Genomic DNA, 16,842 nt, shown 5'->3' on the forward strand with positions numbered 1-16,842 from the left:
TCAGCGCCCCCGGGGCTCGTACTGGGTGCCGCCGCTCGAGGGCCGGGTGTCGTACGGCGAGCGGTTGCGCTCGTGCGGCAACGGCAGCCGGTGCACGATCTCGGCCACGATGGCGTCCGTCGTACGGCGGTTGAGCTGCGCGTCGGCGGTCGGGATGATGCGGTGCGCCAGGACCGGCACGGCCAGCGCCTGCAGGTCGTCGGGGAGCACGTAGTCGCGGCCCTCGAGCGCGGCCACCGCCTTGGCGGTGCGCACCAGCTGCAGGGTGGACCGCGGGGAGGCGCCGAGGCGGATCTCGGGGGCCTCACGGGTCGCGGTGACCAGGGCGATCGCGTACTGCTGGACGGCGTCGGCGGCGTGCACGCTGCGGGCCGTGGCGATCAGCCGGCGGACCGTGGCGGCGTCGGCGACGGCGCGCAAGTCGTTCAGCGGGTCGTGGGCGCCGTGGGCGCCGAGCATGGCGAGCTCGGCCCGGGGGTCGGGGTAGCCCATCGCGATGCGGGCGGTGAACCGGTCGCGCTGCGCCTCGGGGAGGGGATAGGTGCCCTCCATCTCGATCGGGTTCTGCGTCGCGATGACCATGAACGGCGCCTGCAGCTCGTAGGTCGTGCCGTCGACGGTGACCTGCCGCTCCTCCATGCACTCGAGCAGGGCGGACTGCGTCTTGGGCGACGCGCGGTTGATCTCGTCGCCGACCACCAGGTTGGCGAAGACCGCGCCCGGCTTGAACTCGAAGTCGCGGGTCTCCTGGTTGTAGACGCTGACGCCGGTGACGTCGCTGGGCAGCAGGTCGGGCGTGAACTGGATGCGCCGCACCGAACAGTCGATCGAGCGGGCCAGGGCCTTGGCCAGCTTGGTCTTGCCGACGCCCGGCACGTCCTCGATCAGCAGGTGACCCTCGGCGAGCAGAACGGCCAGGGCAAGCCGTACGGTCGCGCTCTTGCCCTCGATGACTTGCTCGATGTTGGTCATGATGGCTTGGGTCGCGATGCGGAAGTCCTCGCCGGTCATCGGTCCACCGGGCTCGTCCCAGGTCGGGGTTGTCACGGGGCTTCCTCCCAAAGTCGTTCCCGCCACATCGGCGCCGCGAAATAGGGCGGCGTGCCGCCCGTCCCCACAGGTTAGCCCGATCACACCAAACCGCCGAGTCGGGTCAATGGCGCTTTCCGGCGACCGTCAACCGGACCCCGATATCGGATGGGTAAAGAATCGGACATCGCTCTAGTTACATTCTCCGATCTTCGGACAGAGTCAGCCATCGACGGGCCACACAAGTGGGGTGCGGCCGGCACGGGCGCTCACTCCCGGCCGGGCTGCACCGAGCCCGGCCGAGAGGGGCTGAATTGAATCCGTTATCCGTACCGTCCGTGACCCGGCGGGTGGGGACGGCGGCCGCCGGCGTGGTGTTGCTGGCCGGCTTGCTGCCGGCCACCGCGCAGGCCGCACCGGACCCGACCAAGGGCGTCGCCGGCGCCACCGACCGCCAGCAGCAGCGCCGAGCCGATTACGACAGCCGTGACAATCTGACCGCCAAGGCGGCCGCGCAGCCGACCGCGGCCCTGAGCCGCGCGCTCGTCGCCGCGCCCAGCGCCACCGCGGTGCAGTCGTTGCGCAACCAGCTGGGTGTGCAGGGCATCGTCGACGTCGACCGCGCGACCGGCACCCCGCGGCGGGTGGCGAAGCTGGACGGCTTCCTGACCGGCCCGAGCCGCAAGAAGCCCACCAAGATCGCACTCGATTACATCGCCGCCCACCCCGACGTCTTCGGGCTCAGCCAGGCCGACCTGGACAGCCTTGAGCTGCGTCAGGACTACGTCGACGTCCTGGGCACCCATCACCTGAGCTGGCTGCAGGTCGTCGACGGCGTGCCGGTGTTCGGCAACGGCCTGAAGGCGCACGTCGCCAAGGACGGCCGCCTCATCCAGGTCGACGGTGCGCCGCTGCCGTCGCTGCCGTCCACCGCCGGCGCGACCAAGGTCACCGCCGTCGGCGCCCGCGCCGCCGCCGTGAAGGACGTTTTCGGTACGTCCTCCGCGAAAGCGACCAAGACGGCGGGAACCACCACAACCTTCAGCGACAACGGCAACGCCAAGCTGGTCTGGTTCCAGACCGCCTCGGGCCCGCGCCTGGCCTGGCAGACGATCGTCGTCGACGAGGGCTACGTGCACGTGATCGACGCGGCCAGCGGCGAGGTGCTCTACCGGCGGAACACGATCGCCAACGACACCGCCGACGTCTGGACGAACTACCCGGGCGCACCGCGTGGCGGGCAGCAGAAGACCACCGACATCACCAAGTGGCTGCCGAACAACGCGCCGATCCTGTCGGGGAACGTCGCGCACGTGTACTCGGACGTCAACGACAACAACGTCGCCGACGCCAGCGAGGAGGTCGGCCCGTCCGGCCTGCGTAAGTGGTCGTACCCGTTCGTCGACTTCAACGACGAGGTCGGCGGGCTGTGCTCGGCTGCGTACCCGTGCTCCTGGGACCCGGAGACGCCGAACTCCTGGCAGGTCAACCGGAAGCAGAACGCGGTACAGCTGTTCACCTTCCTCGGCACCTTCCACGACCACCTCCGGGACTCGCCGATCGGCTTCACCCGGGCCGCGGGCAACTTCGAGGCCCGCGACGGCGACGCGGTGCAGGGCCAGGCGATGGACGGCGCGAACACCGCGAACGGCCTTCCCGACCCCGACCACACCGACAACGCCAACATGAACACGCCGCCGGACGGCATCCCGCCGACGATGCAGATGTACCTGCTGAACCCGGGTCCGGAGTCGATCGCCGGCAACACCGGCGACGAGTCGGACGTGGTGTTCCACGAGTACACGCACGGCCTGTCCAACCGCCTCGTCGTCGACGCCGCGGGCAACTCGACCCTCAGCGACGTCCAGGGCGGCGCGATGGGCGAGGCCTGGAGCGACTGGTACGCCGAGGACTACCTGGTCGGCAAGGGCCTCGAGAAGGACACCGCGACCCCCGGCGACGTGCACATCGGCAAGTACTGGCAGGCCGGTGGCACGATCCGCACGGAGGGCATCGACTGCGCCGTCGGCGCGCCGGCCACGGCCTGCCCGGGCACCGCGCGGGCCGGCTCCGGCGGCTACACCTACGGCGACTACGGCAAGATCTCGTCCCGCGGCATCGAGGTGCACGCGGACGGTGAGATCTGGGCGCAGACCCTGTGGGACCTGCGCAACGCGGTCGGCAGCAAGAAGGCCGAGTCGCTGGTCACCCGGGCCATGGAGCTCTCCCCGGGTAACCCGTCCTTCCTGGACATGCGCAACTCGATCCTCGCCGCCGACCTGGTCGTCAACAAGGGCAAGGACCAGAAGACGATCTGGAAGGTCTTCGCCAAGCGTGGCATGGGCTACTTCGCCGCGGCGATCGACGGCGACGACTCGCAGCCGGTCGAGGACTTCTCGATGCCGCCGTCGGCGAACACCCCGCGGGGCACGCTGACCGGCAAGGTCACCGACCAGGACACGGGCGCCGCGGTGAGCGGCCTGACCGTCGCCTTCGGCGGGCACGCCTCCGGCTTCGCCGGTGACTACCGGGCCACGACGGCCGTGGACGGCACCTACAGGATCGCTGGGATCATCCCGGGGACCTACGCCAAGGTGTACGCCCGTGGCGCCGGCTACGACATCGTCGTGAAGACACTGTCCATCAACTCGGGCACCAAGGTCGAGAACTGGTCGGTCCGCAAGGACTGGGCGGCCTCCTCCGGCGGCGCCTCGATCGTCAGCTTCACGGGTCCCGACTACACGCCGTTCGGCTGTGGCCCGGGCGCGCTGATCGACCAGTCGCAGACCGCGGGCTGGGGCTCGGACGTCGCGGCCGGCGGCCAGAACGCCGTGATCCGCCTCTCCGGCGCCGTCGACGTCGCCGAGCTGGTGATCAACCCGTCCGCCACCTGTGGTGACGACGTCACCGCGTCGACCGGCGGGTACCGGGTCGAGACCTCGACCAACGGCACGACCTGGGTGGTCGCCGCGAGCGGCACCTTCCCGGTCGGCACCGTCACACCGACCCCGGTCGCGCTGACCGCGGGCACGGGCGACGGCATCTCCTACGTCCGGTTCACGATGGTGACCTCGCAGGGCCAGGACGCGGGCCTCTGCCCGGCCGGCCAGCCGCCGACGGTCAGCGGCTGCGTGTTCCTCGACAGCACCGAGCTCGCCGTTTACGGCCCAGCGGCGTAAGCAGCTAGCTGGATACCGGTCGCCGCTCACGGGCGGCGACCGGTATCATGCACGCATGGCCCGCCGGTTCCTGCTTCTTAGCCGGCCGTGCTGCAGCCGCTGACATTGGGCACAGCACGGCGAACCCCTCCTGCGTGAGGGGCTTTTTTGTGCCCATCTACTGATTGAGATTGCCGACCATGAGCGAGTCAGAGACCCCGCGGTTCCGGTACACGGCCGCGCTGGCCAACGAGATCGAGCCGCGCTGGCAGGCCTGGTGGGCCGAGCACGGGACGTTCCACGCGCCCAACCCGGCCGGTGACCTGGCCGATCCGGCGCATCCCCGGGCCGGCGCGCCCAAGCTGCACGTCCAGGACATGTTCCCGTACCCCTCGGGGGCGGGCCTGCATGTGGGTCACCCGCTCGGGTACATCGGCACCGACAGCTATACCCGCTACAAGCGGATGGCCGGCTACAACGTGCTGCACCCGATGGGCTTCGACGCGTTCGGCCTGCCCGCCGAGCAGTACGCGGTGCAGACCGGCACCCACCCGGCGATCACCACGGCGGCCAACGTCGAGCGGTACAAGGGTCAGCTGCGGCGGCTGGGGCTGGCGTACGACGACCGGCGCTCGTTCGCGACCACCGACCCCGAGTACTACCGGTGGACGCAGTGGATCTTCCTGCAGGTCTTCAACTCCTGGTACGACGAGAAGATCCGCAAGGCCCGCCCGATCGCCGCGCTGATCGCCGAGTTCGAGGCCGGCACCCGGCCCACCCCGGGCGCGTCGTGGCCGGAGCTGTCGCCGGTCGAGCGTCGCAAGCTGATCGACGACCACCGCCTGGCCTACATCAGCGAGGCCCCGGTCAACTGGTGCCCGGGCCTGGGCACCGTGCTGGCCAACGAGGAGGTCACGCCGGACGGGCGCAGCGAGCGCGGCAACTTCCCGGTCTTCCAGCGCAGCCTGCGGCAGTGGATGATGCGGATCACCGCGTACGGCGACCGCCTGATCGAGGATCTGGACACACTGGACTGGCCGGAGCCGGTCAAGCTGATGCAGCGCAACTGGATCGGCCGGTCGCGCGGCGCGCACGTCGACTTCCCGGTCGAATCCGACAAGATCACGGTATTCACGACGCGTCCCGACACCCTGTTCGGCGCGACGTACATGGTCCTGGCTCCGGAGCACGAGCTGGTCAACAAGATCGCTCCGGCCGAATGGCCGGATGGGACGAATCGGAAGTGGACCGGGGACTTCGGCACCCCCGGCGAGGCGATCGCCGCATATCGGGCGGCCGCGGCCGCGAAGACCGACGAGGAGCGCACCGAGTCGAAGGAGAAGACCGGCGTCTTCGTCGGGGCGTATGCGACAAACCCGGTGAATCAGCAGCGCATCCCGGTCTTCATCGCCGACTACGTGCTGGCCGGCTACGGCACCGGCGCGATCATGGCGGTGCCCGGGCAGGACGAGCGGGACTGGGAGTTCGCCGAGAACTTCGAACTGCCCATCATCCGTACGGTGAAAGCTCCTGAAGATTTTGTGGGGGCCTTCACCGGAGAAGGTCCGGCCATCAACAGCGACTGGCTGGACGGCAAGGGCGTCGTCGAGGCGAAGGCCGCGATGATCGAATGGCTGGAGCAGCACGGGCATGGCCGGGGCGCCACCACCTATCGCCTGCGCGACTGGCTGTTCAGCCGGCAGCGCTACTGGGGCGAGCCGTTCCCGATCGTGTACGACGAGACCGGTCTGCCGATCGCGCTGCCCGACTCGATGCTGCCGGTCGTGCTGCCCGATGTCGACGACTTCTCGCCGCGCACCTTCGACCCGGAGGACGCGGACAGCGAGCCGGAGACGCCGCTGTCGCGCAAGAAGGACTGGGTCGAGGTCGAGCTGGACCTGGGTGACGGGCCGAAGCAGTACACCCGCGAGACCAACACCATGCCGCAATGGGCCGGCTCCTGCTGGTACGAGCTGCGCTACCTGGACCCGCGCAACGACAAGGCACTGGTGGACCCGGACAACGAGGCGTACTGGATGGGTCCGTCCCGCGACGGCGACTCCGGCGGCGTCGACCTGTACGTCGGCGGCGTCGAGCACGCGGTGCTGCACCTGCTGTACGCCCGCTTCTGGCACAAGGTGCTGTACGACCTGGGCCACGTCTCGTCGTTCGAGCCGTTCCGGAAGCTGTTCAACCAGGGGTACATCCAGGCGTACGCGTTCCAGGACGACCGCGGGTTCTATGTCCCCGCCGAAGAGGTGGAGGAGCGGGACGGGCAGTACTTCTACGAGGGCGTCCCCGTGACGCGAAGCTACGGCAAAATGGGCAAATCGCTGAAGAACGTCGTGACTCCCGACGAGATGTGCGAGCAGTACGGCGCCGACACGTTCCGGGTGTACGAGATGGCGATGGGCCCGCTGGACGTCTCGCGGCCCTGGGAGACCCGTGCCGTTATCGGCTCGCAGCGGTTCCTGCAGCGGGTCTGGCGCCTGGTGGTCGACGAGGAGAGCGGTGCGATCCGGGTCAGTGACGCGGCTCTGGATGCGAAAACCCGCAAGCATCTGCACCGGACGATCGCCGGCGTCCGCGAGGACCTGGACGAGCTGCGGTTCAACACGGCGATCGCCAAGCTGATCGAGCTGACCAACACGCTGACCCCGCTGCCGGTCGTGTCGCGCGAGGCGGTCGAGCCGCTGGTGCTGATGGTGTCGCCGTTCGCGCCGCACCTGGCCGAGGAACTGTGGAGCAAGCTGGGCCACTCCGGCACGCTGGCCTATGCGGACTTCCCGGTGGCCGACCCGGCGCAGCTGAAGGCCGAGTCGATCACGTACCCGGTGCAGGTGAACGGGAAGGTGCGCGGCCGTGTCTCGGTCTCGCCGGAGGCCGACGAGGCTTTCGTCCGGTCAGCCGCACTGGCTTCGGTCGAAGAGGCTCTGGCCGGGCGTACGCCCAAGAAGGTCATCGTCGTGCCTGGCCGTCTGGTCAGCGTCGTGGTTTGACGCGTACGGCGAAAGGGGCGCCTCGCGAACCGCGGGGCGCCCCTTTTCGTTGTTGCGTCAGGCGATTCGGCGTACGACGTAGTTGCTGCCGTACATCTTGTGCTTGCCGACCCGCGCGCCGGTGTGCGGGGAGTCGTACATGTACCCGCTCCCGGCGTAGATACCCGCGTGGTAGCCGTACGAGCCCGAGCGGAAGATGATCAGGTCACCGACCTGCTTGCTGCCCTTGCTGACGGCCTTGCCGTACTTCTGCTGCGAGTTCGCCTTGTGCGGCAGCGACTTGCCCACTGCCTTCTTGTAGACGTACTTGGTGAAGCCGGAGCAGTCGAAGCGCTTCGGCCCCGCCGCGGCGAACAGGTACAGCGCCCCGGTGTGGGACTTCGCCTCGGCCAGGATCTTCGCGCCGTTGTTCTGCCGGACCGTGATGCGGATCGACTTCCCGACGTGGGAGTTGTACGCACCGTTGGACAGGTAGACCGCTCGCACGGAGACGCTGGACGCCGGCTTCCAGTACAGGTTGGCGGCGCCGGAGCTGTTGATCTTGGTGGCGGTCTGGTTGACCCACTTGCCACCGCGGTAGGCCTGGAGCTTGACCCACCCGACCTTGATCGCCGCGCCCGTCTTGGGGTTGTAGTACCGGGCGGTGACCCGGATCTGCTGACCCTTGTTGATCGTCCTCGTGCTGACGGAGGTGCCGACTCGAGGAGTGGGCTTGGCGGCCGCCGCCTGGGCAGCGGTCACGACGGGGGTGGCAGCACTCGCCGCCGGCGTCGAGATCAGCTGGCCCGCGCAGAGGCAGAGACCCAGGGACAGTGCGGCGGTTCCGGTGCCGACGGACAGCCGTCGACGCCGGCTCGAACTTTGTTCGTGCACGGTAAGGGAATCCCTCCGGCACGCCTGCGAGGTTAGCTGTCGGGTTCGGGCGGGAAGGTTGCCCGGTCGCCGTGGTGGCCGACTTCACCCCGAGGTTGCCTCGTTGCCCGCCACCGGAGCGGGTGGCGGCGAGGCGGACCGGCTGTCTCTCTCGAGAAGCTGTGGGTCCCCCGTCCCTGCCCCCGTATGCCTTTGTGGTGTTCCGTGGTGCGGTGGCCGCGACGTCCGACCCGGGGCAGGGCTCGGCGTGAGCCTGGTCGTCGCGAGCCGGTCCATTCCGGATCGGCCCAACCTTGCTACCTGAATTTCGGCTTGATCGTCGGTCTTGGGTTGGTCACGCAGCGTGTTTGGCACATTGGTTACTGTCCAGTTTGTTACCTACAGGAGACAAATGCCATTGCGTACGGTGGTGGCGTGATCACCGTACGCCCAAGGTTACGGGTGAAACACAACACACAAAAAGTGCTGGTAACCCTGTGTTCGCTGGCCAGAGGGCTTTCAGTAGACTCCCGGCCGCCGGCAACCGGATGTAACCAATGGGTCGGGTACCCTCGCTCCCGTGACGGACGGCAAGATGCCCCTGCGGGCCAAGGTCGCGACGAGTGTGTCCAAGACCGCGGCGGCGCTATCCAGGGCCGCGGGACGCGGCGACGGCTCGGTCATCGGCGGATGGATCGGCCTCAAGATCGACCCCGACCTGCTGGCTCACCTCGCCTCGGGTCGCGCGGTCGCCCTCATCTCGGGCACCAACGGCAAGACCACCACGACCCGGCTCGCGGCCGCCGCCCTCTCGCACATCGGGCGGGTCGCCACCAACTCGTTCGGCGCCAACATGCCGACCGGGCACACGTCGGCGCTCGCCAAGGCCGGCGTCACCCCGTTCGCCGTCCTCGAGGTCGACGAGCACTACCTGGCCCGGGTCATCGACGCCACCAGGCCGCGCGTGGTCGCCCTGCTCAACCTCTCCCGCGACCAGCTCGACCGGGCCAAGGAGGTGGCGATGATGGCGCAGCTGTGGCGCGACGCCCTCGCCGGCCACCCCGAGGTGCGCGTGGTCGCCAACGCCGACGACCCGATGGTCGTCTGGGCGGCCGAGGGCAGCGGCCAGCAGGTCACCTGGTTCAGCGCCGGGCAGCGCTGGCACGACGACTCGTTCGTCTGCCCGCAGAGCGGCCACCCGATCGAGCGCAACGCCGGCGACTGGTGGTGCGTCGGCTGCCCGCTGCGCCGCCCGCAAGCGCACTGGCGCGTCGAGGACGACGGCGTCGTCGACCCGCGCGGCGACTGGCACCTCGTCAAGCTTCAGCTCCCCGGCCAGGTCAACCTGGGTAACGCCGCCACCGCCCTCGCGGTCGCGGCCGAGTTCGGGGTCCGCCCGATAGAGGCTCTGCCGCACCTCGCCACCGTCGCCTCGGTCGCCGGCCGCTACGCCCAAGTCGACCGGGACGGACGAAACGTCCGTTTGCTCCTCGCGAAAAACCCGGCAAGCTGGCTCGAGGCGTTCGACATGGCCGAGCAGGCACCCACCCTGCTCTCCGTCAACGCCCGGGACCCCGACGGTCTCGACACCTCGTGGCTCTACGACGTGAACTTCGCGCCGTTGCGTGACCGGCCGGTGCTGATCACCGGCGACCGGGCCTATGACCTGGCGGTTCGCCTCGAGGTGAACGGTGTGCCGTTCCGGCACGTTATGAGTTTTGACGAGGCGATCCAGGCAGTACCGCCCGGCCGCCTCGAGGTGATCGCCAATTACACGGCGTTCCAGGACATTCGAGCGGAGTTGGACCGTGTCAACTGAGCTTGCCCGCGGCGGAAAACAGAAGGCAAAATCGTGACTGAGAGCATCCTGCGGATCGTCTGGATTTATCCGGATCTGCTCTCGACGTACGGCGACCGCGGCAATCTGCTCATCCTCGCCCGGCGTGCCGCAATGCGGGGCATTCCGGTCGAAACGTACGAAATCCGCTCGGACCAGGCCATGCCGTCCAGCGCCGACATCTACCTGATCGGCGGCGGCGAGGACGGGCCCCAGGCCCTGGCCGCGCAGCGCCTGATCAGCGACGGCGGCCTGCACCGGGCGGTAAACCAGGGCGCGGCGGTGCTCGCGATCTGCGCGGGTTACCAGCTGTTCGGCCACTCGTTCTTCGCCAAGGGTGCGAAATGCCCCGGCCTGGGGCTGCTCGACCTGCACTCCGACCGCGGCGAGACCCGGGCGGTCGGCGAGATCCGCGGCGACATCGACCCCCGGCTCGGCCTGCCGCCGCTCTCCGGCTTCGAGAACCACGGCGGGCGCACCCACCTCGGCCCCGGGGTGCAGCCGCTGGCACGGGTCACCGCGGGCATCGGCAACGACGGGCAGACCGAGGGTGCATGGCACGGCAAGGTCCTGGGCACGTACTCCCATGGGCCCGCGCTCGCTCGCAACCCAGCTATAGCCGATCTGCTACTGCGTTGGGCCATCGGCGCGGATAGTCTTTCGCCCGTTGACGACACCTGGCCGGAACGGCTCCGCGCCGAAAGGCTCGCTGCGGCGGGCGCATGACCAGCACACGGACAACCAGTTGGGCGGTATGACTGCATGACTGACACCCTGATCGCGCCTTCCCGGGCCCTGGCCACCCACGCTCCTTCGCTGCCGGCGCTGCCCGCGCCGTCAACGATGGGATGGAAGCGCCGCCTGGCCCGGTTCGGCGTCCTGGGCGTCGTCGTCGGCGGACTCGCCACCGCCGCGGCCACCCTCCCGCTGCGCGAGATCGGCGACGCGATCCTGGCCCTCGGCCACGTCGCGCCGGTCGCGATCGCCGTCGTGGGCGGGCTCCTCCTCTCCGTGCTCGTCCCGCGCACCGCCATCACCATCGCGTGCGGCGCCTTGCTGGGTGCGGCCACCGGCGCCGCCACCGCGCTGGCGGCGGCCGTGATCGCCGCCACCGCCACGTACTACGCGGGCCGCTGGGCCGGCCGTGGGGCCCTGCACGCCCGCGCCGGCGGCCGCCTGGCCCGCCTCGACGGCTGGCTCAACCGCCGCGGCCTCTCCGCCGTGCTGCTGGTCCGGTTCCTGCCGCTCGCCCCCTTCGGCCTGATCGGCTACGCCTACGGCACCACGAGCGTCTGCCGCAAGCGCTACCTGTTCGGCACGTTCCTCGCCTCCATCCCGTCGGCCGTCAGCTACGCCGTCATCGGCGCCGCGGTCGCCAACCCCCACGGGCTGAACCCGCTGAGCCTGGCTCCCGCCCTCGTCGGCTTCGCGCTCACCACCACCATCGTGTGGCGCTGGAAGCGCTCGGCCCGCCGCGCCGCCGCCGCTGCCGCCTGAACCCAGCTTCTGGTCACGCCCACCGCGTCACTCGCGGTGGGCGTTTCCTTTTATCCGGTACGCCCGGAGCACAGCACCGTCGTTCAGGCGGCAGTGCGCTCGCCGCGCTGCGTCTGCCTCCCGCATAGGCATGGCCTCCTCGCGCCTGTGAACTCGTGACCCCACCTTGAGGCCTCCTCCAAGGGGAGAGTCAAGCCCCGCGCTGCGCCGTGCCCCGCGCTGCGCCGTGCCCCGCGCTGCGCCGTGCCCCGCGCTGCGCCGTGCCCCGCGCTGCGCCGTGCCCCGCGCTGCGCCGTGCCCCGCGCTGCGCCGTGCTCCGCGCTGCCTTGTGCCCTGGCGCTGCCCCGTGCCTGGCGCTGCCCCGTGCCTGGCGCTGCCCCTTGCCCTGGCTGCCCCTTGCCCTGGCGCTGCCCCTTGCCCTGGCGCTGCCCCCTGTCCCTTCCCCTGGCGCTGAGGCGTGCCCCTTCGTGACGCCGGCTGGGTGTGACGGCCTGCGCCTTGGCGCGCTGCCCCTCAGCGCATGGCTACGCCGCCGTTGCGATCTTGATGACCTGCTGCGCGTAGCTCGCAGTTGCTCATCGCTGCTAGGTGGCGCTCGCGCGGCTGCGCCTCGATCTTGATTGGTTGGCGTGCGTGGCTTGCGGGAAATCACCAGCGCTCCGTGGCGTGTGTTTGGTTGCCGACGAGTGTGGGTTGGCCTGCGGCGATCAGCGCCTCGCGGAGTTGGGTGGCTACCGCGGCGGGGTCGGAGCGGACGAGCCAGGCCGGGAAGCGGAGGATGCGGTCGCCGGCGATCCAGATCTGGTTCTGGCGGAGCATGTCGGCCGCCCAGTGCTGCGCGTCCATGTGGTGACTGCCGTCGATCTCGACCAGCAGGTGTGAGGCCGCCCAATGCGCGTCGACGTACCGCTTGCGGCCGGTGGCGTCGGTGCGGACCCGTTGCAGATCGGGTAGCGGTAGACGGTAACGGCGGCACAGCCGTACGAGATCGATCTCGGAAAGCGCAGCCGCGCCGCCCTCGGTGTCCGCGATCGTTTGAAGGATCAAGCGGCGGCGCCGGAGCATGGGAAAGCGGCGGAGAACCTCATGGAGCTCGGCGACCGTGGCGCGACCCTGCTGGCAGGACCGGACGATCAACTCTCGAGCCTCGTGGTCGTTCCGCGCCCAGGCGGCGCCGTCGATCACCGCCCGGGCGACGGTGGTGCGCGGTGGGGAACCGATCTGGTGGTGTCGCTGGGGGAAGACTGTCGTCCGGTGGGTCTGAACGGCCGGCATGTCCTCCGGCAGCCCGGGCAGTCTGATGCTGCGGCAGCGGTCGGCCGGAACGAGCACCTTGATCGGGTCTGCCCGGACGCCATGGACCCCGCCCTCGGTGGCTGCGGTCCAGCCCGCCAGGTGCGCATCCCGGCCGGACACCAGCACTGCGGCCCAGAGTTGTTGATCGCGGTGGAGCTGGCCGTTCTCAGTCAGGAGGACGCCGCGGCACAGGCGCCGCCATCGGCCTTGCCGGACGCGCCCGCGGACTATGCCGGGCGTGTGGAACTGTTCGGCCTGGTCCGTCGTGACCACACCCGCTTGGCGGAAGACCAGCCAGTCGAAATCGTCGGCGTCCCGACCCGGAAGAGCTCGCATCCCGAGACCCTCCCGCAGCCGGTGGCCGGCGCGCTCGACCCCTGTGGACAGCAGCCGACTTGTGGATAACGCCCAGTCCCGCGCTGATGAGTTAGCGCTCGGGGCGAACGCCGACTTATCAAGATCGCGGCGCTGCGGCGTGCGTGCGCTGGGGGAGGCGGGGCGCGCGGCGGGTGGCTGATGAGTTGGCGTTCGGGGAGAGCGGTCGCTCATCAAGATCGCCAGTGCGGTGCGGGAGCGCGGCGGGAGGAGCGCGGCGGGAGGGGCGCGGCGGGAGGGGCGCGGCGGGAGGAGCGCGGCGGGAGGGGCGCGGCGGGAGGGGCGCGGCGGGAGGAGTGCCGGGGAGCGACGGCGCGCGGCGCGGTAGGGGCGGGTGAAGGGCTCCACTTTGCTCCACTCCGGGCCGCCACTTTCCTCCACGCGAAGGGTTGACAGGGCGTGTTAGCGGGAGATTTGGGACATTTTGCGGTGGTATATGCCCGGGTGGGTTGACGGTGTCGGGAAGGCGACGAGGTTGATCATGGGTACGCCCTCCACCTGAGCATCAATCGCCTGAGCTGGGATTTTGCGCGTGAAGCTGTCTCGGCTACGTGCTCATTCGGCTTGCGGGTGGAGGGAAGTGGAGTAGAGTGGAGCGCAGTGGCAGGGCCGAGGGGGGAGCTAGACCTGGGAGGCCTGCCGGCCCGAGTTGACAAGCGGACCGCGAACCGCTGGGGCAGGGGGGTGGACAGCCGATGTTCCTCGGCACCCATACCCCACGCCTCGATGACAAGGGGCGGCTGATCCTTCCGGCCAAGTTCCGAGATGAGCTGGCGGGAGGTGTCGTGATCACCAAGGGGCAGGAACGCTGTTTGTACGTGTTCCCGATGCCTGAGTTCCAGCGCATCGCGGGCCAGCTTCGTGAGGCGCCGGTGACCAACAAGGCCGCCCGGGCGTACAGCCGGGTGTTCTTCGCCAGCGCTCATGACGAAGTGCCCGACAAGCAGGGACGGGTGACCATCCCCGGACACTTGAGGGAGTACGCGGCCCTGGACCGCGAGCTCGTGGTGATCGGGGCGAGCACCCGCGTCGAGATCTGGGACAAGCAGTCCTGGGACGACTACCTCGCGGCGAGCGAAGACGAGTTCGCCGACATCGAGGAGGGGGTGCTGCCCGGCGGACTGTAGGGCGTGGCACCCTGCCGGGCCGATTGCGGTTCCGGACGTCACTGCCGCCGTACTGCGAGATCTCCAGCCGCTCCCGCTCCTGGCGCCTCTTCCCCGGCGCCAGGCGCGTGTTCAGAAGGAAACGCCCGCTGGCAACGGGCGTGGCCGGGGACACGAGCGGATGGGGATCTGGCGGTACGGACGACGTCCGGACCGGTGCGGCGACTTGGGACGGGCCGGGTGGGCAAGGGGGTCGACATGGGGGAGCCACGGGGCACGCATGTGCCCGTGCTGCTCGAGCGTTGTCTCGAGCTGCTCACGCCCGCGCTCGACATGCCCGGCGCGATCCATGTCGACTTCACGCTGGGGCTGGGCGGGCACGCCGAGGCGGTCCTCGAGCGCTTCCCCGAGGTGGTCCTCATCGGACTCGACCGGGACACCGAGGCCCTGACGCACGCACGGCACCGGCTGGCCGCGTTCCGTGCCCGGACCCATCTCGTGCACGCGGTCTACGACGAGCTCCCGCAGGTGCTCGCCGACCTCGGGTACGACCGGATCCACAGTGGCCTGTTCGATCTGGGTGTGTCCTCGTTGCAGCTCGACGAGGCGGACCGCGGTTTCGCGTACGCGCAGGACGCCCCTCTCGACATGCGGATGGACCAGACGGCGGGGGTCACCGCCGAGCAGGTCGTCAACGAGTACGAGCCGGGCGAGCTGGTCCGGATCCTGCGGCAGTACGGCGAGGAGAAGTTCGCCCCGCGCGTCGTCTCGGCGATCGTGCGGGAGCGGTCGAAGGGGCGGATCACGTCGACGGCCCGGCTGGCGGAGCTGGTCAAGGACGCGATCCCGGCCGCCGCGCGGCGAACGGGTGGAAATCCCGCAAAAAGAACGTTTCAGGCGTTACGTATTGAGGTGAATGGGGAGCTCGCCGCCCTCGAGTCGGCGCTTCCGGCGGCTTTGGACGCGCTCGCGCCAAAAGGCCGGCTTGTGGTGATGAGCTACCAATCGTTGGAGGACCGGATCGTCAAGCGCGAGCTCACCGCGAGGTCGCGCAGCACGGGCCCGATCGACCTGCCGGTCGAGCTGCCCGGAACGCGTCCGACAGTGCGGCTGCTGACAAGGGGGTCGGAGCCGCCGACCGACGAGGAGGTTGCGGCGAACCCGCGAGCGGCTTCGGTGAAGCTGCGCGCGGTGGAGCGCCTCGGCCGGAACGACCAGGCATCGGGCCGCGAGCGGCCCCGCATGTCAACGCACGGGGGACGAGGGCGGTTACGCCCGGGGGAACGCGACGAGGGGGAGGGAAAGAAATGAGCGAGCGCGCCAACTCGCCGCGGCTGGGGGGCCGCAACGCGGATGGCCGGCGAAGTGACGCCCGGGGGGCGCGCCACTTCAGCGCCGATGATTCCGACACGCGCCGGTCCGGGATCCGGGGGGATTCCGAGCAGACGCGGCGTGCGAGCCGGGAGACGGGCGTGCCGCGGGCGCGGCTTCGTGACGATGATCCCGTACGCGCGGAGCGCCGCGCGACGGACGACGGCCGCGCCGACCGGCGCTCGGGTGGGGACCTGGCGCGCGGCAAGGGCCGCCGTCCGGAGCCGATGATCGGCAAGAGCCGCTCGGAGTCCGCCCGCAAGCGCGACGCGGGTTCGGTCGAGGGCCGCAAGCGCGACGCGGGTTCGGTCGAGGGCCGCAAGCGCGACACGGGCTCGGTTGAGAGCCGCAAGCGCGACACCGGCTCGATCGCGGGCCGTAAGCGGGATTCCGGGGCGGTCGAGGGTGGCCGTAAGCGGGATCTTGGCGTGCTCGCGGAGCGCGGGATGGGTAAGACCGTGCTCGGTGGGCGGCGGCGGGACGTGCGGGCCGGTGGCCGGCGGCCGGTGCTGGACGCGCCCGTGGACGGCACGGCCGCGCTCAAGCCCGAGGCGGTCATCGATCTCGAGCCGCGGCTCGAGGTGGCCGAGGCGGAGCCGCTGCGGATCACGCCGCCGGTGCGGAACACCGGCGAGGTGGACACGCCTCGGCTCCGGGTCGCGCCGCCGGCGCCGATCAGTGCGCCGCGGGCGCCGTTCGTGGCGTCGGTCATCGGCCTGGTGATCGTCGGGGTGCTCGGCATCCTGCTGATCAACACCAAGACCAACGAGAACTCGTTCCGGATCGACGACCTGAAGAAGCAGGACGCCACCCTGGACAACACCGAGCAGGACCTCGACAACCAGCTGGTGGCGGTCTCCAGCATCGGCAACCTGGACGCGGCGGCCCGCCGTCTCGGCCTGGTCAAGGCGGAGCACCCGGCCCTGTTCACGCTGCCCGACGGCAAGGTCATCGGCGTGATGACGCCGGCCAGCGGCAAGCCGGCCGTGACGGCCCAGGACGCCGCCACGGCCGACGCCGCCAAGACCGCGGGCACGACCACGCCCGCGAACGGCCAGCAGGCCGGCAACACGGGCAACGCGGCCACGAACGGCAACGCGGCCACGAACGGCAACGCGGCCACGAACGGCAACGCGGCCACGAACGGCAACGCGGCCGCGAACGGCAACGCGGCCACGACCGGCAACGGCGGCACGACCGGCAACGCGACGGGCAACGCGGCGACTGGTAACGCCGCCGACGGCGACGCGAGCAAGGCGAACAACGGGAACACCGCGGACGGGAGCCAGATGACCAGCGGCACCGACGGCGCCGGGCAGTAG

Annotated in this window: 11 protein-coding genes and 1 riboswitch; of the genes, 8 read left to right on the forward strand and 3 right to left on the reverse strand. The window is 70.2% G+C overall.

The window, feature by feature from the left end; genetic code table 11:
• Positions 1–1,047 (reverse strand): AAA family ATPase, encoded by a 1,047-nt coding sequence (locus ACQPZX_RS09860; RefSeq protein WP_433377444.1) that lies wholly within the window; start codon positions 1,045–1,047, stop codon positions 1–3.
• A 320-nt stretch (positions 1,048–1,367) separates the two neighbouring features.
• Here ACQPZX_RS09860 and ACQPZX_RS09865 point away from each other — a divergent pair, with 320 nt between their 5' ends.
• Together ACQPZX_RS09865 and leuS are read left to right on the forward strand one after the other, a co-directional pair.
• On the forward strand, positions 1,368–4,208 hold the full coding sequence (locus ACQPZX_RS09865; RefSeq protein WP_433377447.1) for a M36 family metallopeptidase: 2,841 nt from the start codon (positions 1,368–1,370) through the stop codon (positions 4,206–4,208).
• 179 nt (positions 4,209–4,387) lie between these two features.
• Positions 4,388–7,186 (forward strand): leucine--tRNA ligase, encoded by a 2,799-nt coding sequence (gene leuS, locus ACQPZX_RS09870; RefSeq protein ID WP_433377450.1) that lies wholly within the window; start codon positions 4,388–4,390, stop codon positions 7,184–7,186.
• 57 nt (positions 7,187–7,243) lie between these two features.
• Here the strand turns inward: leuS and ACQPZX_RS09875 are convergent, their stop codons facing one another.
• On the reverse strand, positions 7,244–8,059 hold the full coding sequence (locus ACQPZX_RS09875) for a C40 family peptidase (protein WP_433377453.1): 816 nt from the start codon (positions 8,057–8,059) through the stop codon (positions 7,244–7,246).
• 6 nt (positions 8,060–8,065) lie between these two features.
• A riboswitch (cyclic di-AMP (ydaO/yuaA leader) is annotated at positions 8,066–8,197 on the reverse strand.
• Between the two features lie 436 nt (positions 8,198–8,633).
• Here ACQPZX_RS09875 and ACQPZX_RS09880 point away from each other — a divergent pair.
• From ACQPZX_RS09880 to ACQPZX_RS09890, 3 genes are read left to right on the forward strand one after another with little or no spacing between them, the layout of a single operon-like run.
• Positions 8,634–9,857: a MurT ligase domain-containing protein gene (locus ACQPZX_RS09880; RefSeq protein WP_433385149.1), complete on the forward strand. Its 1,224-nt coding sequence runs from the start codon at positions 8,634–8,636 to the stop codon at positions 9,855–9,857.
• A 30-nt stretch (positions 9,858–9,887) separates the two neighbouring features.
• Complete coding sequence (locus ACQPZX_RS09885) at positions 9,888–10,601, forward strand: type 1 glutamine amidotransferase (protein WP_433385152.1); 714 nt, start codon at positions 9,888–9,890, stop codon at positions 10,599–10,601.
• Between the two features lie 36 nt (positions 10,602–10,637).
• Positions 10,638–11,372 carry a TVP38/TMEM64 family protein gene (locus ACQPZX_RS09890; protein ID WP_433377456.1) on the forward strand — a complete coding sequence of 245 codons (735 nt, stop codon included), beginning with the start codon at positions 10,638–10,640 and terminating at the stop codon, positions 11,370–11,372.
• 648 nt (positions 11,373–12,020) lie between these two features.
• On the opposite strand, the gene ACQPZX_RS09895 is transcribed toward ACQPZX_RS09890, so the two are convergent.
• Complete coding sequence (locus ACQPZX_RS09895; protein ID WP_433377459.1) at positions 12,021–13,004, reverse strand: hypothetical protein; 984 nt, start codon at positions 13,002–13,004, stop codon at positions 12,021–12,023.
• Between the two features lie 734 nt (positions 13,005–13,738).
• Here ACQPZX_RS09895 and mraZ point away from each other — a divergent pair.
• The 3 genes from mraZ to ACQPZX_RS09910 all read left to right on the forward strand — a co-directional run bounded on the left by mraZ (position 13,739) and on the right by ACQPZX_RS09910 (position 16,842).
• Positions 13,739–14,170, forward strand: a complete 432-nt coding sequence (gene mraZ, locus ACQPZX_RS09900; RefSeq protein WP_433377462.1) for a division/cell wall cluster transcriptional repressor MraZ — start codon at positions 13,739–13,741, stop codon at positions 14,168–14,170.
• Between the two features lie 237 nt (positions 14,171–14,407).
• Positions 14,408–15,460, forward strand: a complete 1,053-nt coding sequence (gene rsmH / locus ACQPZX_RS09905) for a 16S rRNA (cytosine(1402)-N(4))-methyltransferase RsmH (RefSeq protein ID WP_433377465.1) — start codon at positions 14,408–14,410, stop codon at positions 15,458–15,460.
• A gap of 161 nt (positions 15,461–15,621) precedes the next feature.
• On the forward strand, positions 15,622–16,842 hold the full coding sequence (locus ACQPZX_RS09910; RefSeq protein WP_433377468.1) for a hypothetical protein: 1,221 nt from the start codon (positions 15,622–15,624) through the stop codon (positions 16,840–16,842).

Origin of the sequence: Actinoplanes sp. CA-142083 (assembly GCF_050942195.1) — a bacterium.
Taxonomy (GTDB): domain Bacteria; phylum Actinomycetota; class Actinomycetes; order Mycobacteriales; family Micromonosporaceae; genus Actinoplanes.

Excerpts from the sequence above, each read along its gene's own strand:
- leuS (WP_433377450.1), top strand. The coding sequence starts at position 4,388 with ATGAGCGAGTCAGAGACCCCGCGGTTCCGGTACACGGCCGCGCTGGCC.
- ACQPZX_RS09880 (WP_433385149.1), top strand. The coding sequence starts at position 8,634 with ATGCCCCTGCGGGCCAAGGTCGCGACGAGTGTGTCCAAGACCGCGGCG.
- ACQPZX_RS09890 (WP_433377456.1), top strand. The coding sequence starts at position 10,638 with ATGACTGACACCCTGATCGCGCCTTCCCGGGCCCTGGCCACCCACGCT.
- ACQPZX_RS09895 (WP_433377459.1), bottom strand. The coding sequence starts at position 13,004 with ATGCGAGCTCTTCCGGGTCGGGACGCCGACGATTTCGACTGGCTGGTC.
- mraZ (WP_433377462.1), top strand. The coding sequence starts at position 13,739 with ATGTTCCTCGGCACCCATACCCCACGCCTCGATGACAAGGGGCGGCTG.
- rsmH (WP_433377465.1), top strand. The coding sequence starts at position 14,408 with ATGGGGGAGCCACGGGGCACGCATGTGCCCGTGCTGCTCGAGCGTTGT.